The following is a 26,720-nucleotide window of genomic DNA, read 5'->3' on the forward strand; positions in this document are numbered from 1 at the left end:
ACCCGACAGTCAGACTTCTCCGCTCAGTCGACGGCGGTGAAACCCTTCGCCCGATCTTTGTCGGCCGAGGTCCACAGCGTCGTCGACAGTTCGGCCTTCACCAGCGGGATAACCTCTTCCGCAAATCGGCGCAGGGTGTCCTTCTGCTGCTCGAAGTCGAGCACGTGATTGACCGACACCGATTGGAAATCGTGGCCGTAGCTCTCGTGATAATCGAGGATCTTCTCGGCGACTCGCTCCGAAGACCCGACCAATGCCGGCCCACGGTCGACGGCTTCCTCGATGGTCCGGAAGCTTGTCGACTTTCCGACCGCTTTGGGATCGTGCTTGCGTTTGTCGGCCTGCGCAACGGCGCCTTCGTAGATCGGACGGAACTCTTCGATGGCCTGCTCGGTCGTGTCGGCGAGGAACAATCCGCCCGAACCCGAACCGACATACGCCTTGGCCGGGTCATGTCCGTACGCCAGGTACTGCTCGCGGTAGTGGTCGATCAGCACTTTGTAGTTCTCACGAGGCTGGAAGGCGTTGGCGGTGACGATGGGGTCACCCCACTTCGCCGCGAGTTCGACGGCCTCGAACGAGGTAGCCGATCCGTGCCAGATACGGAACGGGCCGTCGAAAGGACGCGGTAGCGTCGTCGCGTCCTCGAGCGAAGGCCGGTGCGTTCCCACCCACTTGACGTTTTCCTCGCTGATCAGCAGTTTGAGGAGTTCGTAGTTCTCGGTGAGGTACTCGTACTGCTTGGCGATGTCCAGACCGAGGAGCGGGTATTGAAGAACCTCGTTGCCCTTGCCGATCACGATCTCGAGGCGTCCCCGGCTGAGTTGATCGATGGTTCCGAAATCTTCGGCGACTCGGATCGGGTCGAGTAGCGAAAGGACCGTGACACCCGTCGAGAGCAGGATTCTGTCCGTGGCCTGCGCAATCGCCCCCAAAACGACGGTTGGCGCCGACGAAAGAACCGGCCCGGCATGGCGCTCACCCACCGAGAACGAATCGATACCCAGTTCTTCGGCGAGAACCGCCAGTTCGACGACGCGGTTGAGCCGATCGGACGGGGCAACTTCCTCGCCGGTCACTGGATGGGGTGGGTTGAAAATGATGTCCAGAACCTGAAAACGCATGACCCGTCTTTCTCGATAACCGCACAGCGCGCCTGTCCCTCGGAGGCTAGTGCGCGACTCGTCGACGGATCCGCCATCCGAGGACGCCCCTGACACGGCGAAATCACGAAAAACCCTATTCAACAACTACTTTCGACTCAATGGCATCATTCGGTCGATAAAACTCTCCCCGATCCGAAGTCGACCGAAAACATGCCGCACTCCCGCCAGGCAGGACCTGTGTCACCAACCAAACGAGCGCACGGTAAACATGAAGTACTAAGAGTGCGTTCCCTTATCGTTAAGAGGTACTTGATATGAACGGTGCGGCAGCCATCGGTGATGGCATATTTCAGATTCCTGTCCCGATCACGGACAACCCGCTCGGGCACACGCTCGTCTACGCCATGGAATCCCCCGGCGGACTGATCTTGGTCGACGCTGGTTGGGGCGACGACAACGGCTGGCAGGGCCTCAACGCCGGGCTCGCCGAGATCGGGCATTCGGTGACCGACATCGAGGGCGTCGTGGTCACGCACTTCCATCCGGACCACACCGGCCTGTGCGGACGGGTCCGCGAGGCATCCGGCGCCTGGATCGCCATGCACGAGGACGACCACTACTTGTTCGATCAGATGGCCACTGCGCGTAACGAGGAGTGGATGGCGTACCAGCTCGACAACATGGAACGTGCCGGAGCGCCCGCAGCTGACCGTGATGCATTCCGACTGGCTGCCGCGGGTGAGTCTCCGGTGGGCCCCGAGTCCGCTCCCGACCGCCTTCTCGCGGACGACGAAATCATCGCGCTCACCGGCCGCGGCCTCCGCGTTGTCTACACCCCCGGCCACACGCCTGGTCACGTCTGCTTCTACCTCGACGACGCCGACGTCATGTTCACCGGCGACCACGTCCTGCAGAAGACCACACCACACGTCGGCAACTTCGTGTACCCCCTCGACGAGCGTGATGCCCTCGCCGATTTCCTCGACTCGCTCGCACGGGTGCAGAACATGAACATCACCCGCGGTCTCGGCGCACACGGCATTCCGATCGACGACGTCGGAGGTCGCGCCGGCGAGCTGATCGAGCATCACCAGGAGCGACTCGATCACCTGCTGCAGGAGTTCGCCGACGACAAGCTCACGGTGTGGGACGTCGCGGCAAAGATGAAGTGGTACAAGCCGTGGGCCGAGATCTCCCCGATGGGAAAGACGATGGCGCTCTCCGAGGGCGCAGCTCACCTTCGCCATCTGGTTGCCCGAGAGCAGGTCTCTCAGGTTCCCGGCTCCGAGCCAGCGCTCTTCGCTCGCTCCGTCTGAAAGATCAGGGCCGACAAGCACTCCGCTCGTCGGCCATGATCTCTATTCCGCTTCGGCCTGATCGACTATTCGGGTCGACGCCGATCGCGGCACCACCACCACCGGAACCGGTGAGTACCGCACGATCTTCGCCGCCCGACTGCCGAGGAACACCCGCGCCAGTGGACCTGCCTTGCTCGAGCCGACAGTCAGAACGTCACCTCGGTCCCACTCGACGCCCTCGAGCGCCTCGGCCCAGTTACGACCATGGCTGATAACCGATTCCATGACGTCGGGTATTTCGGGCAGTGCACGCACGCGCTCGAAGGCAGCGTTGGTCTCGCGCTCGACCACCTCGGCCCACTCAGAGATGATCGGTGAATCCCCCTCGGTCCCGAGCGTGGTCGTGTACTGCGCGTTTGCGCGAACTGCAAACGCCGCCAGTCTGAGTCCGGCATCGACACGCGCAGCCACGGTCGCGGCGGCGAGCACCAGATCGTCTTGATCGGGTGTGCCCGAGTATGCGGCGGTGACGCGGCGAACCACCTCACCGGGCTTGGTTCGAAATCCCCTCGGCGCCAGGGCGACCGGAACGTCGGAGCTGTGCAGCAAGCGTGAGGTGACACTGCCGAGAGCCACGTGACCGAACACCCCGGCCGTAGACGAATCCAGGACGATCATCTTGGCTTCGTGCTCGTGAACGAGATCGAGCAGGCCACTCGACGTCGACTGAGCCTCATGCACGACATAGGTTACGTCGACGTCGGAGGGCATGTCTGCCCGCGCTTTCGCCAGTGCCGCTTCGGCTTCGGCTCGCAATTGCTGGTGGTATTCGGCGTCGACACGCGCCATCCCGGGCGGTGGCGGCGAGGGAATCACCGCGCAGATCACCAGCGGTTCACCGGACGAGCGCGCCAACAGCGTTGCCAGATGGACGGTTCCGGAGCTGTCACCGTCGGGTGCGTATCCCGCGAGCAACGTCATGACTCGGACTCCGATCCCAGTTCGGCGCGGTTCTTCGCCCCGAGGCGCGAGTGCTTCATACCGTAGGCGAAGTACCAGATGATCGCGACGGTCACCCAGACGAGGAATACGTAGATCGTGACGGTTCGGAGGTCCTTGATGATCCACAGGCAGCCCAGGATCGAGAGGATCGGCGTCACCGGATAGCCGGGAACTTTGAAGCTGCGCGGCAGGTCCGGGTCACTGCGCCGCAGGATGATGACCCCGACCGAGACCACGAGGAAGGCCACCAGAGTTCCGATGCTGGTCATTTCGGCGAGGAAGTTGATCGGAATGAAACCGGCCAGAATGCTGATGACGACGCAGACGATGATGGTGTTGGGCACCGGCGTCAGAGTCCGCGGGTTCACCTTGTGGAAGATCGACGGAATCATGCCGTCGCGTGACATCGCGAACAGGATCCGGGTCTGACCGTAGATGACCACGAGCGTGACGCTGCAGATCGAGATCACCGCACCGGCGGCCAGAAGTGTTCCCGGCCAGGTAGATCCGGTCACCTGTTCGAGGATGGCGGACAGTCCGGCTTCCTGACCTTCGAACGAAGCGGAATCCTGTGCACCGATCGCGACGGCGACAACAGCGATGTAGATCGCGGTGACAGACACGAGCGCAATGAGGATCGCGAGAGGGAGATTGCGACGAGGGTTCTTCACTTCTTCGCCGGCGGTGGACACAGCGTCGAGGCCGATGTACGAGAAGAAGATGATTCCGGCGGCGGACATGACGCCACTGAATCCGAACGGTGCGAAGTCGGCGAAGTGATTGCTGTTCCATCCGGCGATGCCGACCACGATGAAGAGCAACAGAATTGCGAGTTTGATCGAGACCATGATGGCGTTGGCCTTGGCCGATTCACTGGCGCCGCGGATGAGCAGAACACCGCACAGGCACACCAGGATCACTGCGGGCAGATTGATGATGCCGCCCTGCTCCGGCGCTTGTGACAACGCGTCGGGAATCTGGAACCCGAAGAGGTTGCCAAGCAGCTGGTTCAAGTATTGCGACCATCCGACGGACACCGCCGCGGCCGATACTCCGTACTCGAGAAGCAGACACGCTCCGACGGCCATGGCCGGAAGCTCTCCGAGCGTCGCGTAAGCGTAGGAATACGACGAGCCCGACGCCGGGACAGCTCCGGCCAACTCCGCGTAACAGATCGCCGTGAGTCCCGCGACGACACCGGCAACAACGAAGGAGATGATGACCGCCGGACCCGCAACCGGGACTGCCTGCGAGAGGACGAAGAAGATACCGGTGCCGATCGTGGCGCCGATGCCGAACATGGACAACTGCGCCAAACCGATACTGCGGGTCAGCTCGCCGCCGTTGGTATCTGCGCCGGTCTCCTGGTCTATCTGCAAAGCCGGCTTGCGCCGAAGTACGTGTTTGACGAGAGTAGCCATCGACGCTCCTCTAGAGTGCCTGGTAGGAAACTGTTGTATCCTCATACTGCACGCAAGTGTCCTGCGACACAACTGTTGGAGCAAAGTTGTCCAGCTCACGCCAACCGTCCGGTCTGGAAAGCCCGGATCGTGAACCGCCTTCGGAGAAAACGGGGAGATCATGACCGGACCGACCATCACCGTCGACCTGCGTCGTATCGAACAGAATGCGCGCGTCCTCGTCGAGGCGTCCAGCGCTCACGGTATATCGGTGGCCGGTGTCAGCAAATCTACGTGCGGATCCCCCAAGGTGGCACGAGCAATGGTCCGCGGCGGCGTCACGCAGATCGCCGACTCCCGCCTGGACAACCTGGCCCGCATTCGCCGCGACGGCATCACCGTTCCCCTGATGCTGATCCGCGCACCGTCGCTGAACGAGATCGACGACACGATCCGCTACGCGGACATCAGCCTCAACTCCGAGTTGACGACGATTGCTGCTCTGGGCAGAGCAGCACAAACGCGAGGCGTAGTCCACGACATCGTGCTGATGATCGACCTCGGAGATCTCCGCGAAGGAATCCTGCCGGCGGAGGCGCTGGACGTAGTCGCTGAAATCCTTCCTATCGAGGGCATCAGACTGATCGGAATCGGCGCGAACCTCGCGTGCGTCGGTGGCATCCAACCGACCGTCGACAACCTGTCGAATCTGGTCTACCTAGCCGACGAAATCACGAAGCGGTTCTCGATCGAACTGCCGATCGTTTCCGGCGGCAATACGTTCTCGCTGCCACTACTCGAGACGGGCACGATGCCCGAGGGGATCAACCATCTGCGTTTGGGCGCCAGCATCGTACTGGCCGAATCACCCACTCCCCCCGGACTGTACGAACTGCTGAACAACGATGCCTTCACTCTCACCGCGGACATCATCGAGGCCAAGGTCAAGCCGTCGCGGCCGTACGGCGTCTCAGGCGAAGACGCATTCGGCCGACGCCCCGTCTTCGACAACGAGGACAAGCCGAGCCGACGCCTGATCTTGTCCATCGGCCGCGAGGACATCTCGCCGGAAGGCTTGACCCCGATCGATCCGCGTCTGAAGGTGATCAGCGCCAGTAGCGATCACCTCCTCGTCGACGCCGGAGAAACAGGCGACGAATACCGACTGGGTGGCACCGTCGACTTCACGATCGATTACGGCGCGCTCTTGATGGCGATGACATCGCCCTACGTCGAAAAGCGCTACGTCCTGGGCACCGAACCGATCGATGCCAATGCGACCGTCGAATTGATCGACCTCGAAACTACCGGGCTGGCAAGCCATCTCCTCGATCACGGCCTACGTGAGGACATGTCCGGAATCGGTTTCGACTGCATTCAAGCCGAGAATGCCGCTGCGGATCTCACAACGCTGCCGCTGTGGCTCACTGCCGAAGCCTGGCAGAACACCAGAATTCCGATCGCCACCGAACCTGGAACCGATTTGGGTGCAATCATTTTCGCCTCCCACGGCGATATCGAACAATTGCTGTCGTCGGCGGCGGATCTGCACGGCCCCAGTTTGGAGAACACCGTCTTGGTGGGCGTCAAGGACGCCACGGTCGATCACAAGCGCGCACTCGACGAGTACGGGGTATTGCTGGTGACGATCGACGAGATCGATCGCCATGGCATGGCGGCCTTGATGCCTCGCGTTCTCGCCGCGGCGGGACAGGGTGTGAACGGCGTCCACGTCCACTTCGACATGGACATCATCGACGGACGTGTTCTCGGAGTCGACGACACGACACATCTGGGCGGCCTCACGTTCCGAGAGGCTCACCTCGCCGCCGAATTCATCAGCGAGACCGGCCTGACGAGATCGATTTCGATCGGCAGCGTCGCGGCAGCGGATTCCGATCCTCTCGGCCGTCAGGCGACCTTCGTCGACGGACTGGTTGCATCGCTGCTCGGGCGCAAGGTGGTCAAAGCCTGACGTTGTCGGCAGCCCTTGCGAGAATCGTTCGATGATCATGCGGAGCCCCGGTCAGCACGTATTCATCGCACTCGGCACGCCATGGATCGATGCTGTGGTCGCGTTTCTCGAACCCCGGGCCCGTGTCGATCCCTGGATCATGCGCGGAAAGATGGCCATCGGTGACCTGCTGGTCACGGTTCTCGACACCACTCCTCGCGCGGTGCTCTGCATCGAGACCGTGGCTGCGCCCTTCGACGGCACGTCGCCGATGGAAGTCGATGAACGCCCGTACGAACTCCACGGTTTGCCCACCGTTCCAGAACTCGAACAACGATGGTCCATCACGTTTCCCACGGATCCTGGGCCGGTCGACGACGCACTGGCCGACCGGATTCTCACGGCCGGCCAGTCACACTATGCGCACTACTTCGGCGACATCGACACGCTGGATCCGACGTCCACAGCTGCCCACGCCCGAACGTTGATGAACGAGCGGGGCAACTGCACAGGTTGCAGCTCACCGATGCCGTTGCGAAAGTTCAACAGCAGCGATCGCCTTCACTTTCATTCCGCATCACGGATCTTCAGGCAGGCTGAACCTGGTGACGACTACCCAGCCGTCCTGTGCCGCAAGTGCACCGGAAGGATGGCCACGTCTGGGCACACCAACTTCATCGACTACATGCTGGCGAAGAATCCGTCGTGCCCACTCTGCGGTGCACACAGAACCGCTCAGTGTGCACCGGGGATGCCGGTCCATCCGTTCGATCACCTACCGTGGCTCGCCGTAACTGGCTGCGTCGTGGGACCGGACACCCCGGAATGGACGTGCCGAGCGTGCAGTCACTCATGGGGACAGATGTTCCCGCCGGATCACCCGCAGCACGACTGATCAGTTCGCGGCGAAGCCGGGAAGCCGATCGATGTCCGCGATGATCGAATACTCCGCGGCGTCACCCTGGAGGATTCGACTCTGCTCGCCGTGGACGTCGACGGGGACGTCGCCGGCCAATGTCACTCGGTGCACACTGCGCGCCTGAGTCCCGTAGTCGGCGATACCGTAATGCTGAGTCGCCTGGTTGTCCCAGATCGCCAGGTCGCCGGCCGACCAGTTCCATCGAACAGTGTTTTCCAACTTGATGATTCGTGCCTGCAGGATCTGGTAAAGAGCTACCGACTCCGACGGTTTGAGCCCGACGAACTCCTTGAAGAAGTGACCGAGCAGGAGGGTCTTCTCCCCCGTCGCCGGATGGATACGCACCACCGGATGTTCGGTCTAGTAGATCTCACGGGTGAATTCGGCGTAGTAGGCCTGGCGCTGCGCGTCTACCGGGTTCGCCTGATCGACAACCTCGGCATAGTCGTAGGCATTGGTGTGAACGGCCCGCAAATTCTCGACCAAGACCTTGAGTGAAGACGGCAGTTGGTCGTACGCGGCGGTGGTCGACGCCCACGTGGTCGCTCCGCCGTACTCGGGAATGGTCGTCGCTCGCAGAATCGAGGCTTTCGGGATGCGGTCGACAAACGTCACGTCCGTGTGCCAACTGTTGGCGGCTCGGTCGAGCACCAACAGCTTGTCGCCCCTGGACTTCACCGTCGGATGCGGGGTGGTCTGGGTGCCGAGGGTTCCGGCGAATTCGTACTGCGACGTGTCGTCGAGATGATGCTGCCCACGGAAGAACACAACCTTGTGCGCTGCCAGCGCATAGTTGATCGCGTAGGCGGTCTCTTCGGACAGATCCCCCGAGAGGTGTACGCCGTCGATGCGGGCGCCGATCAGCTCACCGACCTTGTGGACAGTGATTCCGCCGGCAGCGTAGATCTGCTCCGGGGTCTGGGTGACACGTTCGAGTTCGGTGACGGACATGGCGATCTCCTGTGAGTCGGTCAAGCCTACGGGCGCGGCAGTCGTCATGGCGCCGCCTACTGTGAACACTCAATCATTTACGCTGCGGGCTCGAATACGGTTGAACTCGAGGTGATCTCAAAGTTCACCGCTCCCTCGTCGGAGAATACTGCCGCTCACTGGGACGAGGCCGTCGTCGTTGTCGTCATGAGCTGTAGCGTGCGATCTGCCGCACCCACGTCTACGGAGGACAGCATGCAACCCGAGGGCCCTGCCGAACAGATTCGTTCAACGCTCGCTCGCATCGCGCATCTTGCCGACACCGGCTCGGTCGAGGATTACGTGGAGCAGTTCACCCGCGAGGCCGAATGGAACATGCCCGCCAATCCCGATCGCGGTATCCCCGCACAGGTACGACGTGGCCGCGAAGAAATTGCTGCTGGAGTAGTCGAGCGTCGAGCCGCCGGCATACAAGGCCCGGGCACATTCACACGCCACGTCACCACGGCGATCGCCGTGGACGTGACCTCGGAAACGACAGCCCGCGCGGATGCGGTGTGGACGTTCTACGTCGACACGACCACAACCCCCAAGCTCAGCGGCGTCGGGAGCTACGCGGACGAGTTCGAACTCGAAGATGGGCGGTGGCGACTCTCGCGACGGGTGATTTCGCGCGGCTGACGCTCAGTCTTCTTCGCCGGTGATCGCCTCACACCAGTCTTCGACCTGATCGATCCCCTCTTCCGTCCATTCGGGGCTCATGTCTTCGAGTGCATCGAAGACCACCTCGCAGGTCAGCATCTCCGGTGAACCCTCCGACCCCGCTGCCTCGGTTCCCTCCGCAGACGCTGTCGCAACTGGGCCGGCGGCCAGCGCAACCGCCATCGCGCCTGTTCCGACCATCGCTTTCACACGCATCGGTTCTCCTCCTTCACTCTCGCTTCGGTCCTCGGGGTACCCGACTCGGCCCGCCCTACCCATCGCCGTCACTCATGTCCGACTTTCGGCGCCGACGGCATAGACTGAGCTCGTCGCCACCACGCTCTCGCAGCGTCGGGGCGACAGATACACAGCTGGATCAGAATCGGAAGGCATCCCATTACAGAATCTCCCGCTCCGCACGACATCTACTTCGTACCCCCGGAGCAGGACAGCCCCAATCCTGTGGAGCCGGCGTCGGCCGCGTCACGCGCACGGATGGGCGAGCTACCCGAGACCGTCCGATTCAAGAATCGTTTTGCCCTCGCGATCACGACCACCACGCCGCTCGAGGCGATGGTCGAAGATCTCCTCTTCATCCGCGACATCCTCGACGCCGCAGGAATCGAGTATCTACTCGTCCGCGGAAACGACGAGCGCCCCGTGATCGCGGTGAGCTGGACCGAGCGCAAAAACCTGCGGCAGGCACTTGTCGAGGGATGCGCAAACGCACCCTTCTATTCCAAAACCGTCGACGCGAAGAAGAGCCCAGCTCTCCTTGTCGCGGACGGTGCCCTGTCGAAAACCAACAAGTCACGGATCTTCCGCTTGTTCCGTCCGAGGGTTCACGTCGCAAGCGGTATGAACTACGGCGCGAACATCGGCGTTCAAATCGAATTGTGGTCGATTTCCGACGAAGAAATCGTCCTACCCGTCGAGAACTCACTGACACGACGAACCGTCCTCCCTGAAGAAGCGGTCCGAGGAACCGTCGAGCGATTCGGCCGGATCTGGCCGACCATCGAGAACATGTTCGCCGATCATGCCTCCGATATCAGCTTCGATATCGATCTTGTCTTTTCCTGGGTCGACGGCTCTTCCAAGGAGTTTCAGGCTCAGCGCGCCAAGCGCATGCAGAACTACATCGTCGGAGAGGGCGACGAATCAGAAGCGCGCTTCCGTCAGATCGACGAGCTCAAATACGCGCTTCGATCCATCCACATGTACGCGCCGTGGATCCGGCGGATCTTCGTCGCAACCGATTCCGATCGTCCGGACTGGCTTGCGGACGATCCGCGAGTCACGTTCATGCCCAGCGAAAAGTTCTTCGCCGATCCAAGTGTGTTGCCCACCCATAATTCTCAAGCTGTCGAGTGCCAGCTGCACCATATTCCGGGTCTGGCGGAGCATTTCCTCTACTCCAACGACGACATGTTCTTCGGTCGCCCCGTCGGCCCCGATATGTTCTTCTCCCCCGGCGGGATCAGCATGTTCATCGAGGCCGACACCAGAATCGGTTTGGGACACAACGACAACGACCGCAGCGGGTTCGAGAATGCGGCTCGCGTCAACCGCCGTCTGCTACAGGACCGCTTCGGTCTGATGACCACCAGACATCTGGAGCACGCAGCGACGCCACTACGCAAGAGCGTGATGGCCGAGATGGAACGCGAGTTCGCCGAAGACTTCGCGGCCACTGCAGCAAGCACCTTCCGCGCGAGTTCCAATATCTCGGTGACCAATTCGCTGTACCACTACTACACGCTCATGAGTGGACGGTCGGTGGTGCAGAAGTCCGCCGCCGTCAAATACGTCGACACGACGGTCAAGGCCGGTTTGCGCGACATGGACTCACTGCTCGCCAAGCGCTCCATGGACTTCTTCTGCCTCAACGACGGCAGCGCTCCGGAGATCGATCTGGAACTTCGGACACGCAAGATCACGGAGTTCCTGGAGAGCTACTACCCCATCCCGGCGCCCTGGGAAGCCTAGACGAAACAAGGGCCCAGCCGATTTCGGCTGGGCCCTTGCTACTTCGGTCGATCAGCGTGCTGTCACATGCTCCCGTTGCACCGGAATGGGCAGACCGAGATTGTCACGCAACGTCGTTCCTTCGTAGTCACTGCGGAGAACACCTCGATCCTGCAGCAGCGGCACCACGTCGTCGACGAACTCGTCGAGGCCGGTCGGCACAAGGTGCGACCCGAGGATGAACCCATCCGAACCGTCGTTGCTGACAAACGAATCTATTTTCTCGGCAACCTGCTGCGGTGTACCGACGATCGGTCCACGCTCGAACTGATCGATCACCACTTCGCGCAGATTCAACTTCTTGCTCTCCGCTACCGCGCGCAGTTTTGCGACGGTCGCGAAACGATCTTGGTGAATGAAGGCGCGGCCCTGGATGATCGGCGGAGCCTCGGGATCCGGAGCGATATCGGGTAGTGGTCCTTCGGGGTCGTACTTCGACAGATCGAGATTCCAGATCTGTTCGAGCAGAACCAAAGCGGTCTGGCCGGTGACCTGCTGGTCGCGAATCTCTCGGTACTTCTCGATCGCATCTGCCTCCGAGGTGCCGAGAACAAAACTCGCCGACGGCAGGATCTTGATGTCACCCGGGTCACGTCCGGCCGCGACGGCACGTGCTTTGATATCGCGATAGAAATCGGCCGCCTCGGGCAACTGACCGTACGGTGAGAAGATCGCGTCGGCATTGCCGGCAGCAAAATCGCGCCCCTGCGGCGACACCCCGGCCTGCAGAATAACCGGGCGCCCTTGCGGGCTACGCGGCACTGTGAATCGGCCGTTCACGTCGAAATGCGATCCATGAAAGACGAATTCACCGGCATCCGGTCGCGCGAGAAAGCGCCCTGATGCCTTGTCTGCCACGATGTCGTCGCTTCGCCACGAATCCCACAGTTCACGCACCAGCGCTACGGTCTCCTCCGCACGCTCGTATCGTTGCGCGCGGTCGAGGTATCCGCCGCGGCGAAAGTTCTGGCCGGTGAATGCGTCGAACGAGGTGACGACGTTCCAGGCGGCACGCCCTCCGGACAACTGATCGAGCGTCGCGAATTGGCGGGCCAGTTCGTACGGCTCGTTGAACGTGGCATTGATAGTGCCGGCCAATCCGAGGTGTTCGGTTACCGCCGCCAACGATGCAAGGACCGTGAAGGTGTCCGGCCTACCGATGATGTCTTGGTCGAAAATCTGTCCCGCACGCTCACGAAGGGCGAGGCCTTCGGCGAGGAAGAAGAAGTCGAACTTCCCACGCTCGGCGGTTCGAGCGGTGTGTTCGAAGGTATCGAACTCTATCTGGCTGCCCGCCTGCGGATCCCACCACGCAGTGTGATGGTTGACGCCGCCGAGGTAGGCACCCAGGATGACCTGCTTACGCTTCTGAGAACTCATGAGAATCTATTCCTCGTCTGTCAGGCGGCCGGAGTACCGGCGGCGTAGCGGTTGGGAACGTCGATGGGTAGACCAAGGAGTCCGCGAAGATTCGCCTGCGGATATTCGGTGCGGAATACGTTGCGTCGCTGCAATTCAGGCACCAGCTCACCTGCGATGGCGTCGAGGTCGTCCACGACAACGCCCGGCCGCAAACGGAAGCCGTCGATTCCCAACTGCTGCCACCGGAGAACAAGATCCGCCAACTCCGCAGCAGAGCCGGTGAAGGTCAGTGCGTCCGAACGGTATTCGGCGCCGGCCTGCGCGTCGAGGCGAGCGAGCCGTTCCTTTCCGGTTTCTTCCGGCGTATCGAAGAAGACGACGATGTCGGTGAAGACCCGAAGAGGTTCGCCGGTGCGCTGCACGTGTTCTTCGGCTGCTCGCACTTCACCCAGGATTGCCGTGACCTGCTCCTCGTCGAACGGCGTCACGAACACCAGATCGGCCGTCCGCGCCGCCAGTTCGTACGCGACCCGCTGATGTGCCAACGCGGTAACGACGGGATGCCCCTGCGGCGGGCGCGGGGTCACCGACGGTCCACGGACCGAGAGGTACTTTCCCTCGAAGTCGATGTAGTGCAACTTGTCCCGGTCGATGAATCGACGCTGTTCGACATCACGGATCTCGGCGTCGTCCTCCCAACTGTCCCAGAGTCGCCGGATTACGTCAGCCGCCTCCGCAGCTTCGTCGAACAGGTCGCGCACGAAGTCCGGGAGGACGCCTGAAACGATCGACTGACGGTCGGCATCGGTGAGCGCTGGGATGTCGCGACGCCCGAACTGTGCTGCCTCGGATTCCGACGCCGAAACCTTCACCTGCCATCCGGCGCGACCGCGTGAGGTGTAATCCAGCGTGGCAACGGCTTTGGACACGTGGAACGGCTCGGTGTGAATGGTGGTGATGGTCGGGATCAAGCCGATGTTGCTCGTGATCGGTGCCAGTCGGGCGGCCACGAGATGCGCGTCGAGCCGAGCGCGCACCCGATCAACCGCGTCGTCGACGGGCTCGAGTGGGTTGGCCGGCACCGAGAGACTGTCCTCGATGGTGACGAAATCGAGCAGACCACGCTCGGCGGTCGTCACCACGTCAGTCCAATACGACGCGCTGAACAGCTCACTCGGGCGCGAGTGTGGCTCTCGCCAGGCCGCTGGGTGCCAACCGGCACCGTCCAGCGCTACGGCGAGATGCAACGGAGCAAGATGAGAAGAAGGGGTGGAGGTCATCGGCGCATACTCCTGTTCGAGAACTACTCGGGAGCGCACAGTGCCGACCGCAGAAACCGTCAGCACCCGACTGACGGTTCTCGTGGCGACTGCCGCTTGCGACACGCACCGCGCGTATCGCCAGGTGTGATTCCGGGGCACCCCATCGGCATGAAGGGTTGCCGTCCAGCTAGCCGGTCCTTGTTGCTGGAGCTCTGCACCTACCTCGACGGTAGTGAGTACGCGACCGCCCGGCAATCACCCGGAACTGCGCGTGGGTGCCGGAAACCGCCTGCGACCTCAGATGATCGAGCGTGCCGCCTTTTCGCTCTCGAGGATTCGAATGCCGGCAGCACTGAGCCTCCGGGCACCCTCGGCCGCGTCGACGGGCTCACCGACCGTCACGTGCGCACCGAGTGGAACGACCGAATGAACAATTGTCTCGTCGTACACGTGCACCAGATTGCACCCCTGAGCCCCGTCACGACCACGCTGACCACCGACTTCCACGTTCAAGTCCTGGGTGTAACACGTCGACGACGCCACGGAAACCGGAATGCCGGCGAACGTCGCCGTCGTCGAATAGTGCAGGTGCCCGGCAAGAATCGCCCGGACGTCGCTGCCACGCAAGACGTCTGCCAACCGGGACTGATCACGCAACTCCACCAGAACCGCGAGATCCTGAATGCACGGAACCGGCGGATGATGCAGCGCCAGAATTGTTCCGTCGGGCGCCGGCACCGTCAATTCTGTTCGTAGCCAGTCTAATTGACGATCCGAGATCTCACCGTAGTGATGACCGGGAACCGACGAATCCAGGGTGATCACCCGCAGTCCGTCAAGGTCGTAGACGTTGTCGACGGGATGATCGGTGGCGTCCTCGCCCAACAGCAGAGATCTGAACGTAGGGCGGTCGTCGTGGTTGCCCATCGCCCAGACGACCTGCGCATCGATCTCGGCCGCCACGGGTTCCACGATGGCTTTCAGTTCCGCGTATGCGTCGGGGTGTCCCTGGTCGGTCAGGTCGCCGGTGAATATCAGTGCATCCGGGCGTGCGCCCGAGGCCACGATCCCGCTGAGCACTTCCCGCAATCTCGTCGACGCATCCACGGCGTCGTACAACTCCCCCTGAGCCACCAGATGCGTGTCACTGAGGTGCACCAGGAAATGCTTCGGACGCGGGTACTCGGCATTCCGAACGCTCATCGGTCTCTCGCTTCCGCTTGCCGACGCGTAGGCGCCGGTGCGGCACCTACTGATCGTCGAGACTAGTCAACCGACCAACAGTGACTGATCGGGGCACGCCCGACGAACACGAAGCGAACTCCCGCGGCGACCCTCGGGATCGAGTAGTTGAAGCTGCGAGTAGTGTGTGGACAGTGTTGTTCCTGACCAGTCGGCGTTACGTCGACCTTCGCCTGCAGGCGAGCGCAATGTGTACGCGCTCGCTCTGACCTGACGCGTACCAGGAAACATTTCTTCGAATCTGCCCGGCCTCTGGTGCCGCGCTGCGTTTCGCTCCCTTGATTTTCGAAAGGCATAGTCATGCCCAGCTCCACCTCCACCGGCGTGCCGGAAAAGTCCACGTCCCGTTTTCCGTCCTGGGCGACGGCATTCGGACCGCAGATCGTCGCCGGTCTCGTACTCGGTGTCATCATCGGTCTCGTCGCCCGGGCAATGCCTGATGCGGCCGACGGCAACGTCAACTGGTTGGTCGGCACCGTGCAGACCATCGGTTCGAGTTACGTCAAGCTGCTCACCGTTGCGGTTATCCCGCTGGTGTTCACCGCCATTGTCAGCTCCATCGCCAACCTGCGCCAGGTCGCCAATGCAGCTCGCCTGGCCGTGCAGACCTTGCTCTGGTTCGCGATCACCGCTTTCATTGCTGTGATCATCGGCATCATCGTCGGCCTGATCACCGATCCCGGTTCACGGACCGATGTCGCCGCCGAAGCAGCGAAGGAACCCAAGAGCTCCGGCTCGTGGTGGGCGTTCATCACCGGACTGGTTCCGAACAACTTCCTGGGGCTGGGCGCAAAGACTTCCGTCGCCGAAGGCGTGGCGACTACATCGCTGAGCTTCAACGTCCTGCAGCTGCTCGTCATCGCCGGCGCAATCGGCATTGCTGCACTGAAGATCGGCCCCAAGGCTGCGCCGTTCCTCGAGTTCAACGCGTCGCTGCTCGCGATCGTCCAGAAGGTCCTGTGGTGGATCATTCGCCTCGCCCCAATCGGTACGGCCGCACTGATCGCCAACGCTGTCGCCACCTACGGCTGGGATGCAATCGGCTCGCTCGGCGTATTCACCGCGGCCATCTACATCGGTCTGGCCATCGTCTTCTTCGTGGTCTACCCCATCCTGATTGCCGCGCACGGCCTCTCGGTCCGAAGCTTCTTCTCCGGTGTCTGGCCTGCAACTCAACTCGGATTCGTCTCGCGCTCGTCGATCGGCACTCTGCCTCTGACCGAACGCGTCACCGAACGCAACCTCGGTGTTCCGCGTGAGTACGCCTCATTCGCCGTTCCGCTCGGCGCCACCACGAAGATGGACGGTTGCGCCGCAATCTATCCCGCGATCGCGGCGATCTTCGTCGCAGGCTTCTACGACGTTCCGTTGACCTTCACCGACTACCTGTTGATCGTCGTCGTTTCGGTCATCGGCTCGGCAGCAACGGCCGGAACCACCGGTGCGACAGTCATGCTCACACTCACGCTCTCCACCCTGGGTCTTCCCCTGGCCGGCGTCGGACTGCTCCTCGCAGTCGAACCGATCGTCGACATGGGCCGCACCGCAGTCAACGTCACCGGCCAGGCTCTGGTTCCGGTCATCGTCGCAAAGCGTGAGGGAATCCTCGACAAGGAGCGCTTCGACGCTCCCCGCAACGGTGATCCCTTCGCCGAGGAACTTGTCGACGCGTAATCCTCGATGACAACAGCAGCGTCCCCGCACCCGAGCAATACGGTGCGGGGACGCTGCTTTTCAACCGGAACTGCACAGAGTGTTGTCGAACCGTCAGACGCCCAATGCCCGGGACAGAGTCGGCCACGCCTTCGGCAGTCGTTCACGCCAATACGCCCACGCGTGTGTGCCGTTCGGCTCGTAATCCACCTGCGCCGGAATCTTCAGCTCCTGCAACCGAGCGTCGAACATCTTGGTGCAGGCGTGGGCGGCAACCTCGATGCCGCCGCCGATCACCAGACGCTCGAGCAGTTCAGGAGTCTGCAGCGTCTCGTCGGACCCGGGACGACCGTTTGCAGTCGACACGTAGATTTCCTTGCCACGCAACTTCTCTGCGTTGATCAACGAATCGTGTGCCTCCCATTCCGGGCCCCCTGGCACACCCCAGATGTTGGCCGGATCTCCGCTTCGAGAAGAAATCGTGGCCTGGACGGCAGTTCGGCCGAGCGGATCCATCGTGGAATAACAGCCGCTGAACACGGCAACGCCGCGATACATGTCCGGAAAGCGTTGGGCGAGCATCATTGCACCCATCGCGCCCATGGAATTGCCGGCAATCGCGTTGATTCCGTTGGTCTCGAGTCGCGCGTCGATCAGCGGTGGCAACTCCTCGGTGATGAAGGTTTCCCACTTGTGCAGTCCCAGCCGCGGATCCGGATTCTCCCAGTCCGAGTACAGGCTCGCGATTCCGCCATTGAGCATCACGACGTTGACGTTCTTGTCGGCGAAGAACGCCGGGGCGCCGCCGATCGTCATCCATCCGCTGCTTTTCTCTCCGGCGTCGACACCCTCGAGCATGTACAGCGCTGGGCGCGGAACCGAATTGTCAGCGGGTAGCAAAATCTCGACGCCGACCTCCCGTCGAAGTGCAGGCGACGCCACCGTCAGCCTGACCGCCTGTGGTGCGGTCACCTTCTCGCCGACGATGGCCGGGACGACGATGTCGTCGCGCAGGTCCGGTTTGGGGCCCGGATCCTCCTGAAGTGGTCCCGGGATCGTCGACCCCGAGCTCACGCTTCCCTCGACGCTGCCCAGACTTCCCGAGCTTCCCGAACTACCCGAGCTTCCGGAACTCGGCGCTGCCGTCGACAGTCCGCCCAATTGCAAAGAAAGTGCACAGACGGCCAAACACACCGCACCTGTGCGCGCAGATCGAATCCACGCACGCCGCTCAGTCCTCATGAAACTCCCAAACCAGTCAAAGATGTTTCCGTGAACATACCGTGCAGTTCGGACTTTCTTGGACAAACGACCACGACAAGATCTGTCGGTCGCCGCTACTAGGCTGGCCCCCGTGCAACCGGATTCAGTCAGGGCCCTCGACCTCGACCGAATTCGCGCTGTCGTGGGCACAACCACCTACGAACGTGGACTTGTCTACCTGCGGCAGAATGCAGTCGAATCCATCGGATGGAACGACACCGCTGACACCTTGACCGGCGCTGTATCGGGAACTGCGCGAGAGCCGTACACCTGCACGATTTCGGTAAGTCGCAGCGCGGCCGGTACAGCAACGTTCACGCGTGGCCTCTGCACGTGTCCCGTGCGGATGAACTGCAAGCACGTAGTCGCGTTGGTGCTCGCAGCGGTTGCCGAGGCGAACAAGACTCCACAACACCTCGGATGGGACAGCGCGCTCGAGGAGTTGCTCCGACCAGACCCGGCCGGCCGTACTACACGTGGACTTGGCATTCAATTCACCACCCGAACCAAGGGCGCATCGACACGGCTCATCATCAAACCCGTACAACCAGGAGCGAGAGGGTGGATCTCCGGCGGGCTCGCCTGGAACAAACTCGGAAGCACTTTTCAGTTCCCCGCAGATCACCTCCGGGTTCTACGCGACATACATCTCCTCCACAGCGCCGGCAACTTCTACCGAAATCAAAATGCCGCGGAAATCGATCTTGCCGGGTTCGCGAGCCCGCAACTCTGGTCGCTTCTTCGTGAGGCCATCAGCGTCGGCGTTTCACTCGTTCACTCGAAGGCCGGCCTCGGCAACATCTCCCTACTCGACGATGCCAGCATCTGCCTCGACGTCCACGGAGCGGAAGACAACAACCTCCGTCTCACTCCCCGAATTCAGACCGATGGGCACATCATCACCCATTCCGACTGGGGACTTGTCGGTACACCGGCACATGGTGTCTTCGCGCTCGACGCCGCCAACGCGATCACGCTCGCACCACTGCACACGCCGGTCACCCACCAATTCAGGCAGTTGATCGACTCCGGAAAGTCAGTCGACATACCCGCCGAGCATCGGGATACGTTCACTTCGCGGTTCGTGTTCAAACTCGGAAGCCTCGCTCCCGTCCTATCTTCCGACGGTGCTTACAACCCACCGACTGTGTCCGGTCCTCGGCTACAACTGATGGCCACTTACGAAGGCGACCACCGCATCGACATCGAGTCGGCATGGAAGTACACCGTCGATGCCGACGAACTGATCATTTCTACCGCCGATGCAACCACCGACGAGTCCGAGGTCCGCAATCACGCTGCCGAAGATGCCATCACTAACAGCCTCGGCGCGGCCGCGGCGAAGGCCACTCTCGCGGGAACTTTGACCGGCCTCGATTCCATGCAGTTCACACTCGACCTCCTGCCCCAACTCGAAGCGCACGACGCCATCGACCTCACGGTTGCAGGAACCCCCGCCGACTACCGGCCTGCAGACGACGCTGTCGTGATCGGCCTCAGCACATCAGCCCCCGACGGGCACAGCGGATCCGACTGGTTCGACCTCGATGTCACCGTCGATGTTGCGGGACAAAGCGTTCCGTTCACAACACTGTTCTCTGCTCTGAGCAAGGGCGAGACTCACGTACTGCTACCGGACGGCGCCTTCTTTCGGCTCGACGCACCTGAACTACTCGGCCTGCACCGTCTCATCACCGAAGCGCGGTCGCTACTCGATCGGCCTACCGGCAAACTCGGGATCAGCAAATTTCAGGCCGGACTGTGGGAAGAATTGACGGCGCTCGGAAGAGTCGAACATCAAGCAGCAGCATGGAAGAAGCAGATCGCAGGATTGCTCGGCAGTTCGGGCATCGATCCGGTCGAAGTCCCGGACACGTTGACGGCAACGCTACGTCCCTATCAGGTCGACGGATTCCGTTGGCTCAATTTCCTGCGCCAGCACAGCTTGGGCGGCATACTCGCCGACGACATGGGCCTGGGCAAGACACTGCAGACCCTCGCAATGATCTGCGCTGCAAGGCAATCGAATCCAGCCGCGCCTCCCTTTCTGATCGTCGCACCCACCAGCGTCGTATCCAACTGGAAGTCCGAAGTGGCGAAGTTCGCACCGACCCTCCACACCGCTGTCATCACGGACACGCTGCGCCGCAGAAAAACCGATCTGGCCGCACTCGTCGACGGGGCGGACATCGTCGTGACGTCGTACGCCCTCTTCCGCCTCGACACCGATGCGTATTCCGCGGGCCGCTGGTCCGGACTGGTACTCGACGAAGCCCAATTCGCCAAGAACCACAAGTCCAAGGTCCACCAGTGCGCGAGGGCGGTGAACGCACCGTTCAAACTCGCGATCACCGGAACACCCATGGAGAACAATCTCATGGAGTTGTGGTCGCTGCTCGCGATCACTGCACCGGGACTGTTTCCCAGCCCCACCACCTTCACCGATTTCTACCGCACTCCCATCGAAAAAGACGGTGATGCAGAACGATTGGCGCAACTGCGACGACGCGTCAAACCGCTGATGGTGCGGCGCACCAAGGAACAGGTGGCTGCGGACTTGCCGCCCAAGCAGGAGCAGGTACTCGAGATCGAGTTGCATCCGAGCCATCGCGCGATATACGACACCCACCTGCAACGCGAACGGCAGAAGATTCTCGGACTGCTCGACGACGTCGACAAGAACCGATTCACGATCCTGCAATCGCTGACGCTGCTACGCCAACTCAGTCTCGACGTCTCGCTGGTCGACGAGGAAAGCGGACCCGTCCCATCGGCCAAGGTCGACGCTCTCGTCGAGCAATTGGACGACGTCATTGCCGGCGGACACCGTGCGTTGATCTTCAGCCAATTCACCGGGTTCCTCGGTTCTGTCCGCAACCGACTCGACGAGGAAAGAATTCCGTACAGCTATCTCGACGGTTCGACGCGCAATCGCGGTGAAGTGTTGGAGGAGTTCAAGTCTGGTGCAGTCCCCGTCTTCCTGATCAGCCTCAAGGCTGGTGGCTTCGGCCTCAATCTCACCGAGGCCGACTACTGCTTCATTCTCGACCCCTGGTGGAACCCGGCCGCCGAGGCACAAGCGGTCGACCGTACTCACCGCATCGGGCAGACACGAAACGTCATGGTCTACCGCCTCATTGCCAAAGACACCATCGAAGAGAAGGTCATGGCGCTCAAAGCCAAGAAGTCGGCATTGTTCTCGAATGTCATGGACGCCGAAGGCACACTGGGCACCGGACTCGACGCCGAGGATCTTCGCGCGCTGTTCGAGTGAGGTGCCTATTCGGTCGAACCGCACCTACCCGCTCACGGTAATGTGAGTCGCGAACGGACAACACAGAACTCCCGAACGAAGAAATCCACTTCGTTCGAACGAGAGGAACCTGAATGGGCGTCACACTTGCCAAGGGCGGCAACGTATCTCTGTCGAAGGCCGCACCCAATCTGACCAAGGTCGCAGTCGGTCTCGGCTGGGATGCACGCAGCACCAGTGGTGCCGACTTCGACCTCGACGCCAGCGCGTTGGTCACCGGCCCGGAACGCAAGGTCCTTTCCGACCTTCACTTCGTCTTCTACAACAACCTTCGCTCGCCCGACGGATCCATCGAGCACACCGGCGACAACCTCACCGGTGAAGGTGACGGCGACGACGAGGTCATCAACGTCGACCTCCCGGCTGTACCGCCCAACGTCACCAACATCTTCTTCCCCGTCTCGATTCACGACGCCGATGCGCGACTCCAGTCCTTCGGACAGGTCACCAACGCCTACATCCGCGTCGTAGATCTGTCGAACGGCTCCGAACTGGCACGCTACGACCTCTCCGAAGATGCATCCACGGAGACAGCCATGCTTTTCGGTGAGCTCTACCGCCACAATGGCGAATGGAAGTTCCGTGCAGTCGGACAGGGATACGCATCCGGACTCGCCGGAATCGCCCGCGACTACGGCGTGAACATCTGATCTCTATCGGTACACGAAACGGGGTTCGATTCGGCATTGCCGGATCGAACCCCGTTTCGGTTGTCTGCGTCGACGCGCGAGTTAACGCCGCAAGATCGCCCTCGCGAGGTGAACAGCCCAGGGCGAGTCCGCTTTGCTGCCGAACTTCCCCAGCTCGTACCCCGTAGCGCCGATCAATCCGAGCACCTCTACGGTGCTCCCTGACGTGTCACGTCTGGGAGTCTGAGCCCCAGCCATCAGGATGCTCGACGACCGAATCGACTCCAGCGCTCCCGCGACGAAACGATGACGATCCGCCGGCGACATGCCGGCGGCTACGGCAAGGAGGACAAGGAGTTCCACCGCTCTCTGCGAGCCGCCGGGCGCAACCGGAACTCCCTCGACGATCACCGACCACGTCATTGACGCGTCCCGCTCTGCCGACTGTCCCCGCTTCGTCAGTACAATCTGCCCTTTGTGCTTTCGCACCAGGCCGAACTTCTTGAGCACTGCGAAGAGTGATCGCCCTTGTGGAAGGTTTACAGGTCCCAGTTCAGGTTCGTCGAGCATCGCGTCGACCGTCGTGAAGAAATCATCGGCACCGATCCCTTCGACACCGATCAGAGCCAGAACCGCTTGAATGCGTTGGCCCGCCTCGACGTGGACCAACTCCCCGATTGCCGACTGATCGTCAATGCCTGCTCGGGCTAGGACCGCGTGCAGTTCCGGGACTCGCGAGGGTCCCAGGCATTCGACGAGCTTCGCAATGTCGTACGACGCAGCGATCTCGTCCGGTCTAGGACTATGCAGTCGATTATTGACCTCAGCGATCTCGAATCGTGTCGGCTCGAAATCAGTTTGTGGCCATTCGAGGGTCCATTCATGGGAGCGCAGCTTCTCCGAAGCGAGAACACCGAGGAGCTGCTCGTACTCGTCAGGTCCGACGCATTCCTCCGGCGGACAAGCACCGCGACCCGCGGCACACACAACTTGGAACCCTTCGGGCAGTACTTCGGAAGATTCAAGTGTCAGCGTGTGGCGCCAGTTCCCGAAGCGTCCGTAGCGATAACTGATTTCATCGCCAGGCGAGACCATGACCTCGTCCAGGCGTACCGCGGACTCTACGATCGCCGCTCGGCCGGCCCGACGCTGCTCTGCGTTGCTCCCGGAAGCTACGTACTCTTCGACCTCGCCGGGAAATCGGCTGCCGGACTTGGACCACGCGTGCGATTGACGGTCACTCCACCCCATTGCCCGTTGAACCACCGAATGCAGGTCATCCAGATTCAGATCCGACGCGACGAGGATTCGTCGCCAGATCTGAGTGGAAACATTGTCGACACTGATACGTATCGCGTATTGCGCCGGTACCGCGCGCCTCTTCGAACGCAACGATCGCGCAATCTGAATGCCCCCACGCCCTCCGCCAGCTTCTAGTACAAACCTTTGCAGTTCTTCAGGTTCCGTCGGAACGAGTCGCAAATGCGACACCCTCGAGCTGCTCAACCCCACCATGAGACTCAGCCTAGGCCAAAGTGCTAGGGACGAAGGCACAAAATCGGAGAGTACTTCGGACTTATGAGACGGTTCACAACCTATACCTTGGCTAACAAGTCGCTACGTGCGTCGGCGACGGCATCTTCCTGGCCCAATCCCTGCCCTGATGGTGAACGGCACGTTCGGTCGATCTGAGGCGACGAAAGTGTCGTTCGCTCGGTCCCGGACGGGGTGGTGAGTCGGCGGCGTGCCCGCCCTTGATGGTGTGAACGGTGCGTTGGGTCGATCTGAGGCGACGAAAGTGCCGTTCGCTCGAAGTCGGGGCCGGCGAAGGTACTTTCGGGTGATGGTGGGGGTGTTTTGGGTACGAGAAAGCCCCCCAACCAGTACTGGTTGGGGGGCTTCTCTAATGTGTGTTCGGCGGTGTCCTACTCTCCCACACCCTGTCGAGTGCAGTACCATCGGCGCTGAAGGGCTTAGCTTCCGGGTTCGGAATGGGACCGGGCGTTTCCCCTTCGCTATGACCGCCGTAACTCTATGAAACTGTCACAGTAACCTTCTTCTGATCACCTGGTTTCACCACCCGTCAACACCAGTTTCTGGTGTTGGGGGATGGAGAAAACAGGGTTTCTCATCAGTATCTGTGTGTTGTTTCAGATACCGCACAGTGGACGCGTAGCTTCTTTGTGGTAAGTCCTCGGCCTATTAGTACCAGTCACCTGCATGCATTACTGCACTTCCAGTTCTGGCCTATCAACCCGGTGGTCTGCCGGGGGCCTTACCCCCTCGAGGGGGTGAGAAACCTCATCTTGGAACAGGCTTCCCGCTTAGATGCTTTCAGCGGTTATCCCTTCCGAACGTAGCTAACCAGCGGTGCTCCTGGCGGAACAACTGGCACACCAGAGGTTCGTCCGTCCCGGTCCTCTCGTACTAGGGACAGCCTTCCTCAAGTTTCTAACGCGCGCGGCGGATAGAGACCGAACTGTCTCACGACGTTCTAAACCCAGCTCGCGTGCCGCTTTAATGGGCGAACAGCCCAACCCTTGGGACCTACTCCAGCCCCAGGATGCGACGAGCCGACATCGAGGTGCCAAACCATCCCGTCGATATGGACTCTTGGGGAAGATCAGCCTGTTATCCCCGGGGTACCTTTTATCCGTTGAGCGACACCGCTTCCACTTGCCGGTGCCGGATCACTAGTCCCGACTTTCGTCCCTGCTCGACCTGTCAGTCTCACAGTCAAGCTCCCTTGTGCACTTGCACTCGACACCTGATTGCCAACCAGGCTGAGGGAACCTTTGGGCGCCTCCGTTACATTTTGGGAGGCAACCGCCCCAGTTAAACTACCCACCAGGCACTGTCCCTGAACCAGATCATGGTCCGAGGTTAGAGGTCCAATTCGATCAGAGTGGTATTTCAACAACGACTCCACGATAACTGGCGTCACCGCTTCACAGTCTCCCACCTATCCTACACAAACCGAACCGAACACCAATACCAAGCTGTAGTGAAGGTCCCGGGGTCTTTTCGTCCTGCCGCGCGTAACGAGCATCTTTACTCGTAATGCAATTTCGCCGAGTCTACGGTTGAGACAGCTGAGAAGTCGTTACGCCATTCGTGCAGGTCGGAACTTACCCGACAAGGAATTTCGCTACCTTAGGATGGTTATAGTTACCACCGCCGTTTACTGGGGCTTAAATTCTCAGCTTCGCTCCCGAAGGAACTAACCGGTCCTCTTAACCTTCCAGCACCGGGCAGGCGTCAGTCCGTATACATCGTCTTACGACTTCGCACGGACCTGTGTTTTTAGTAAACAGTCGCTTCTCACTGGTCTCTGCGGCCCCACCCAGCTCAGACAGTAAATGTCGTCACCAGACAGGGCCCCCCTTCTCCCGAAGTTACGGGGGCATTTTGCCGAGTTCCTTAACCATAGTTATCTCGATCGCCTTAGTATTCTCTACCTGACCACCTGTGTCGGTTTGGGGTACGGGCCGTGTGAAAGCTCGCTAGAGGCTTTTCTCGGCAGCATAGGATCACTGAATTCGCCTCAATCGGCTACGCATCACGTCTCAGGCTTGTATGCGACCCGGATTTGCCTAGGTCACGCCCTACACGCTTACACCAGTATTACCACTGACTGGCTCAGCTACCTTCCTGCGTCACCCCATCGCTTGGCTACTACCAGATCAGGTCCCATGCATCCACCAACTCGAGACCCGAAGGTCTTCTCGTGGCTTCAGGATGGTTAGTATCACTGATTCACCATGGGCGCGTTCACACGGGTACGGGAATATCAACCCGTTGTCCATCGGCTACGCCTGTCGGCCTCGTCTTAGGTCCCGACTCACCCTGGGCGGATTAACCTGGCCCAGGAACCCTTGGTCATTCGGCGGACGAGTTTCTCACTCGTCTTTCGCTACTCATGCCTGCATTCTCACTCGTGTGGCCTCCACGGCTAGGTCACCCTGCCGCTTCCATGGCCACACGACGCTCCCCTACCCATCCACACACCTGCCAGAAAATCCTTGGATCAACTGGGGGCTATTGCGTGAATGCCGCAGCTTCGGTGGTGTACTTGAGCCCCGCTACATTGTCGGCGCAGGATCACTTGACCAGTGAGCTATTACGCACTCTTTCAAGGGTGGCTGCTTCTAAGCCAACCTCCTGGTTGTCTTCGCGACCCCACATCCTTTTCCACTTAGTACACGCTTAGGGACCTTAGCTGGCGATCTGGGCTGTTTCCCTCTCGACTACGAACCTTATCGCCCGCAGTCTCACTGCCGCGCTCTCACTCACCGGCATTCGGAGTTTGGCTGATTTCGGTAAGCTTGTGGGCCCCCTAGACCATCCAGTAGCTCTACCTCCGGTGAGAAACACGCGACGCTGCACCTAAATGCATTTCGGGGAGAACCAGCTATCACGGAGTTTGATTGGCCTTTCACCCCTACCCACAACTCATCCCCTCAGTTTTCAACCTAAGTGGGTTCGGTCCTCCACGACGTCTTACCGTCGCTTCAACCTGGCCATGGGTAGATCACTCCGCTTCGGGTCTAGAGCATGCCACTACGATCGCCCTATTCGGACTCGCTTTCGCTACGGCTACCCCACACGGGTTAACCTCGCGACATGCCACTAACTCGCAGGCTCATTCTTCAAAAGG

Annotated in this window: 17 protein-coding genes, 2 rRNA genes, 1 pseudogene and 1 riboswitch (1 of these 21 cut by a window edge); of the genes and pseudogenes, 8 read left to right on the forward strand and 12 right to left on the reverse strand. The window is 61.0% G+C overall.

Annotated features, from left to right (window positions below; translation table 11 throughout):
- Positions 1-23: 23 nt before the first annotated feature.
- The gene (locus KTR60_RS19280) at positions 24-1,124 is read right to left on the reverse strand and encodes an LLM class flavin-dependent oxidoreductase (protein ID WP_054825837.1); all 1,101 of its coding nucleotides are present in this window, start codon (positions 1,122-1,124) and stop codon (positions 24-26) included.
- A gap of 296 nt (positions 1,125-1,420) precedes the next feature.
- Between KTR60_RS19280 and KTR60_RS19285 the strand changes: the two genes are divergently transcribed.
- Positions 1,421-2,422 carry an MBL fold metallo-hydrolase gene (locus tag KTR60_RS19285; protein WP_058037188.1) on the forward strand — a complete coding sequence of 334 codons (1,002 nt, stop codon included), beginning with the start codon at positions 1,421-1,423 and terminating at the stop codon, positions 2,420-2,422.
- 42 nt (positions 2,423-2,464) lie between these two features.
- Here the strand turns inward: KTR60_RS19285 and KTR60_RS19290 are convergent, their stop codons facing one another.
- Together KTR60_RS19290 and KTR60_RS19295 are read right to left on the reverse strand one after the other, a co-directional pair.
- Positions 2,465-3,385: a universal stress protein gene (locus tag KTR60_RS19290; RefSeq protein WP_003940649.1), complete on the reverse strand. Its 921-nt coding sequence runs from the start codon at positions 3,383-3,385 to the stop codon at positions 2,465-2,467.
- On the reverse strand, positions 3,382-4,827 hold the full coding sequence (locus KTR60_RS19295) for an amino acid permease (RefSeq protein ID WP_007729264.1): 1,446 nt from the start codon (positions 4,825-4,827) through the stop codon (positions 3,382-3,384). The genes KTR60_RS19290 and KTR60_RS19295 overlap by 4 nt, the downstream gene beginning before the upstream one ends.
- 160 nt (positions 4,828-4,987) lie before the next feature.
- Between KTR60_RS19295 and KTR60_RS19300 the strand changes: the two genes are divergently transcribed.
- Both KTR60_RS19300 and KTR60_RS19305 read left to right on the forward strand, forming a co-directional pair.
- Positions 4,988-6,781, forward strand: coding sequence for an alanine racemase (locus KTR60_RS19300; protein WP_064444051.1), 1,794 nt, complete (start codon positions 4,988-4,990; stop codon positions 6,779-6,781).
- A 31-nt stretch (positions 6,782-6,812) separates the two neighbouring features.
- Positions 6,813-7,655 carry a hypothetical protein gene (locus KTR60_RS19305; RefSeq protein WP_064444050.1) on the forward strand — a complete coding sequence of 281 codons (843 nt, stop codon included), beginning with the start codon at positions 6,813-6,815 and terminating at the stop codon, positions 7,653-7,655.
- Here the strand turns inward: KTR60_RS19305 and KTR60_RS19310 are convergent.
- A pseudogene (locus KTR60_RS19310) lies at positions 7,656-8,630 on the reverse strand (TauD/TfdA dioxygenase family protein).
- 234 nt (positions 8,631-8,864) lie between these two features.
- Between KTR60_RS19310 and KTR60_RS19315 the strand changes: the two are divergent.
- A complete protein-coding gene (locus KTR60_RS19315; RefSeq protein ID WP_064444255.1) occupies positions 8,865-9,290 on the forward strand; it encodes a nuclear transport factor 2 family protein in 426 nt (141 codons plus the stop codon).
- Between the two features lie 3 nt (positions 9,291-9,293).
- Here the strand turns inward: KTR60_RS19315 and KTR60_RS19320 are convergent, their stop codons facing one another.
- Positions 9,294-9,527, reverse strand: coding sequence for a hypothetical protein (locus KTR60_RS19320; RefSeq protein ID WP_064444049.1), 234 nt, complete (start codon positions 9,525-9,527; stop codon positions 9,294-9,296).
- Positions 9,528-9,806: 279 nt separating this feature from the next.
- On the opposite strand from KTR60_RS19320, the gene KTR60_RS19325 reads away from it, so the two are divergent.
- The gene (locus KTR60_RS19325; protein ID WP_020970156.1) at positions 9,807-11,300 is read left to right on the forward strand and encodes a stealth family protein; all 1,494 of its coding nucleotides are present in this window, start codon (positions 9,807-9,809) and stop codon (positions 11,298-11,300) included.
- A 51-nt stretch (positions 11,301-11,351) separates the two neighbouring features.
- Here the strand turns inward: KTR60_RS19325 and KTR60_RS19330 are convergent, their stop codons facing one another.
- The 3 genes from KTR60_RS19330 to KTR60_RS19340 all read right to left on the reverse strand — a co-directional run bounded on the left by KTR60_RS19330 (position 11,352) and on the right by KTR60_RS19340 (position 15,166).
- Positions 11,352-12,719, reverse strand: a complete 1,368-nt coding sequence (locus KTR60_RS19330) for an NtaA/DmoA family FMN-dependent monooxygenase (RefSeq protein WP_064444048.1) — start codon at positions 12,717-12,719, stop codon at positions 11,352-11,354.
- Between the two features lie 20 nt (positions 12,720-12,739).
- Positions 12,740-14,086 (reverse strand): LLM class flavin-dependent oxidoreductase, encoded by a 1,347-nt coding sequence (locus KTR60_RS19335; protein ID WP_181184583.1) that lies wholly within the window; start codon positions 14,084-14,086, stop codon positions 12,740-12,742.
- Positions 14,069-14,182, reverse strand: a riboswitch (SAM riboswitch). It overlaps the preceding gene by 18 nt.
- Before the next feature lie 78 nt (positions 14,183-14,260).
- Positions 14,261-15,166 (reverse strand): phosphodiesterase, encoded by a 906-nt coding sequence (locus tag KTR60_RS19340; RefSeq protein ID WP_007729250.1) that lies wholly within the window; start codon positions 15,164-15,166, stop codon positions 14,261-14,263.
- Positions 15,167-15,505: 339 nt separating this feature from the next.
- Between KTR60_RS19340 and KTR60_RS19345 the strand changes: the two genes are divergently transcribed.
- Positions 15,506-16,879: a dicarboxylate/amino acid:cation symporter gene (locus tag KTR60_RS19345; protein WP_003940669.1), complete on the forward strand. Its 1,374-nt coding sequence runs from the start codon at positions 15,506-15,508 to the stop codon at positions 16,877-16,879.
- Between the two features lie 93 nt (positions 16,880-16,972).
- Here the strand turns inward: KTR60_RS19345 and KTR60_RS19350 are convergent, their stop codons facing one another.
- Positions 16,973-18,100 carry an alpha/beta hydrolase gene (locus tag KTR60_RS19350; RefSeq protein WP_037129024.1) on the reverse strand — a complete coding sequence of 376 codons (1,128 nt, stop codon included), beginning with the start codon at positions 18,098-18,100 and terminating at the stop codon, positions 16,973-16,975.
- Between the two features lie 112 nt (positions 18,101-18,212).
- On the opposite strand from KTR60_RS19350, the gene KTR60_RS19355 reads away from it, so the two are divergent.
- Both KTR60_RS19355 and KTR60_RS19360 read left to right on the forward strand, forming a co-directional pair.
- The gene (locus tag KTR60_RS19355) at positions 18,213-21,395 is read left to right on the forward strand and encodes a DEAD/DEAH box helicase (protein WP_228401160.1); all 3,183 of its coding nucleotides are present in this window, start codon (positions 18,213-18,215) and stop codon (positions 21,393-21,395) included.
- Between the two features lie 113 nt (positions 21,396-21,508).
- Positions 21,509-22,084, forward strand: a complete 576-nt coding sequence (locus tag KTR60_RS19360) for a TerD family protein (protein WP_003940660.1) — start codon at positions 21,509-21,511, stop codon at positions 22,082-22,084.
- 81 nt (positions 22,085-22,165) lie between these two features.
- Here the strand turns inward: KTR60_RS19360 and KTR60_RS19365 are convergent, their stop codons facing one another.
- The 3 genes from KTR60_RS19365 to KTR60_RS19375 all read right to left on the reverse strand — a co-directional run.
- Positions 22,166-23,455 (reverse strand): plasmid pRiA4b ORF-3 family protein, encoded by a 1,290-nt coding sequence (locus KTR60_RS19365; RefSeq protein WP_228401161.1) that lies wholly within the window; start codon positions 23,453-23,455, stop codon positions 22,166-22,168.
- Between the two features lie 520 nt (positions 23,456-23,975).
- Positions 23,976-24,092 (reverse strand): 5S ribosomal RNA (rrf, locus tag KTR60_RS19370).
- A gap of 153 nt (positions 24,093-24,245) precedes the next feature.
- Positions 24,246-26,720: ribosomal RNA gene (locus KTR60_RS19375) — 23S ribosomal RNA — on the reverse strand (it continues 661 nt past the right edge of the window).

It is taken from the genome of Rhodococcus sp. C1 (assembly GCF_020809065.1).
GTDB classification, from domain to species: domain Bacteria; phylum Actinomycetota; class Actinomycetes; order Mycobacteriales; family Mycobacteriaceae; genus Rhodococcus_F; species Rhodococcus_F qingshengii.

What these genes read in the sequence shown, in the direction of transcription:
- KTR60_RS19290 (WP_003940649.1), bottom strand. Translation starts at nt 3,385, where the DNA reads ATGACGTTGCTCGCGGGATACGCACCCGACGGTGACAGCTCCGGAACC.
- KTR60_RS19360 (WP_003940660.1), top strand. Translation starts at nt 21,509, where the DNA reads ATGGGCGTCACACTTGCCAAGGGCGGCAACGTATCTCTGTCGAAGGCC.
- KTR60_RS19285 (WP_058037188.1), top strand. Translation starts at nt 1,421, where the DNA reads ATGAACGGTGCGGCAGCCATCGGTGATGGCATATTTCAGATTCCTGTC.
- KTR60_RS19320 (WP_064444049.1), bottom strand. Translation starts at nt 9,527, where the DNA reads ATGCGTGTGAAAGCGATGGTCGGAACAGGCGCGATGGCGGTTGCGCTG.
- KTR60_RS19330 (WP_064444048.1), bottom strand. Translation starts at nt 12,719, where the DNA reads ATGAGTTCTCAGAAGCGTAAGCAGGTCATCCTGGGTGCCTACCTCGGC.
- KTR60_RS19300 (WP_064444051.1), top strand. Translation starts at nt 4,988, where the DNA reads ATGACCGGACCGACCATCACCGTCGACCTGCGTCGTATCGAACAGAAT.
- KTR60_RS19295 (WP_007729264.1), bottom strand. Translation starts at nt 4,827, where the DNA reads ATGGCTACTCTCGTCAAACACGTACTTCGGCGCAAGCCGGCTTTGCAG.
- KTR60_RS19305 (WP_064444050.1), top strand. Translation starts at nt 6,813, where the DNA reads ATGATCATGCGGAGCCCCGGTCAGCACGTATTCATCGCACTCGGCACG.
- KTR60_RS19280 (WP_054825837.1), bottom strand. Translation starts at nt 1,124, where the DNA reads ATGCGTTTTCAGGTTCTGGACATCATTTTCAACCCACCCCATCCAGTG.
- KTR60_RS19345 (WP_003940669.1), top strand. Translation starts at nt 15,506, where the DNA reads ATGCCCAGCTCCACCTCCACCGGCGTGCCGGAAAAGTCCACGTCCCGT.
- KTR60_RS19315 (WP_064444255.1), top strand. Translation starts at nt 8,865, where the DNA reads ATGCAACCCGAGGGCCCTGCCGAACAGATTCGTTCAACGCTCGCTCGC.
- KTR60_RS19340 (WP_007729250.1), bottom strand. Translation starts at nt 15,166, where the DNA reads ATGAGCGTTCGGAATGCCGAGTACCCGCGTCCGAAGCATTTCCTGGTG.
- KTR60_RS19350 (WP_037129024.1), bottom strand. Translation starts at nt 18,100, where the DNA reads ATGAGGACTGAGCGGCGTGCGTGGATTCGATCTGCGCGCACAGGTGCG.
- KTR60_RS19325 (WP_020970156.1), top strand. Translation starts at nt 9,807, where the DNA reads ATGGGCGAGCTACCCGAGACCGTCCGATTCAAGAATCGTTTTGCCCTC.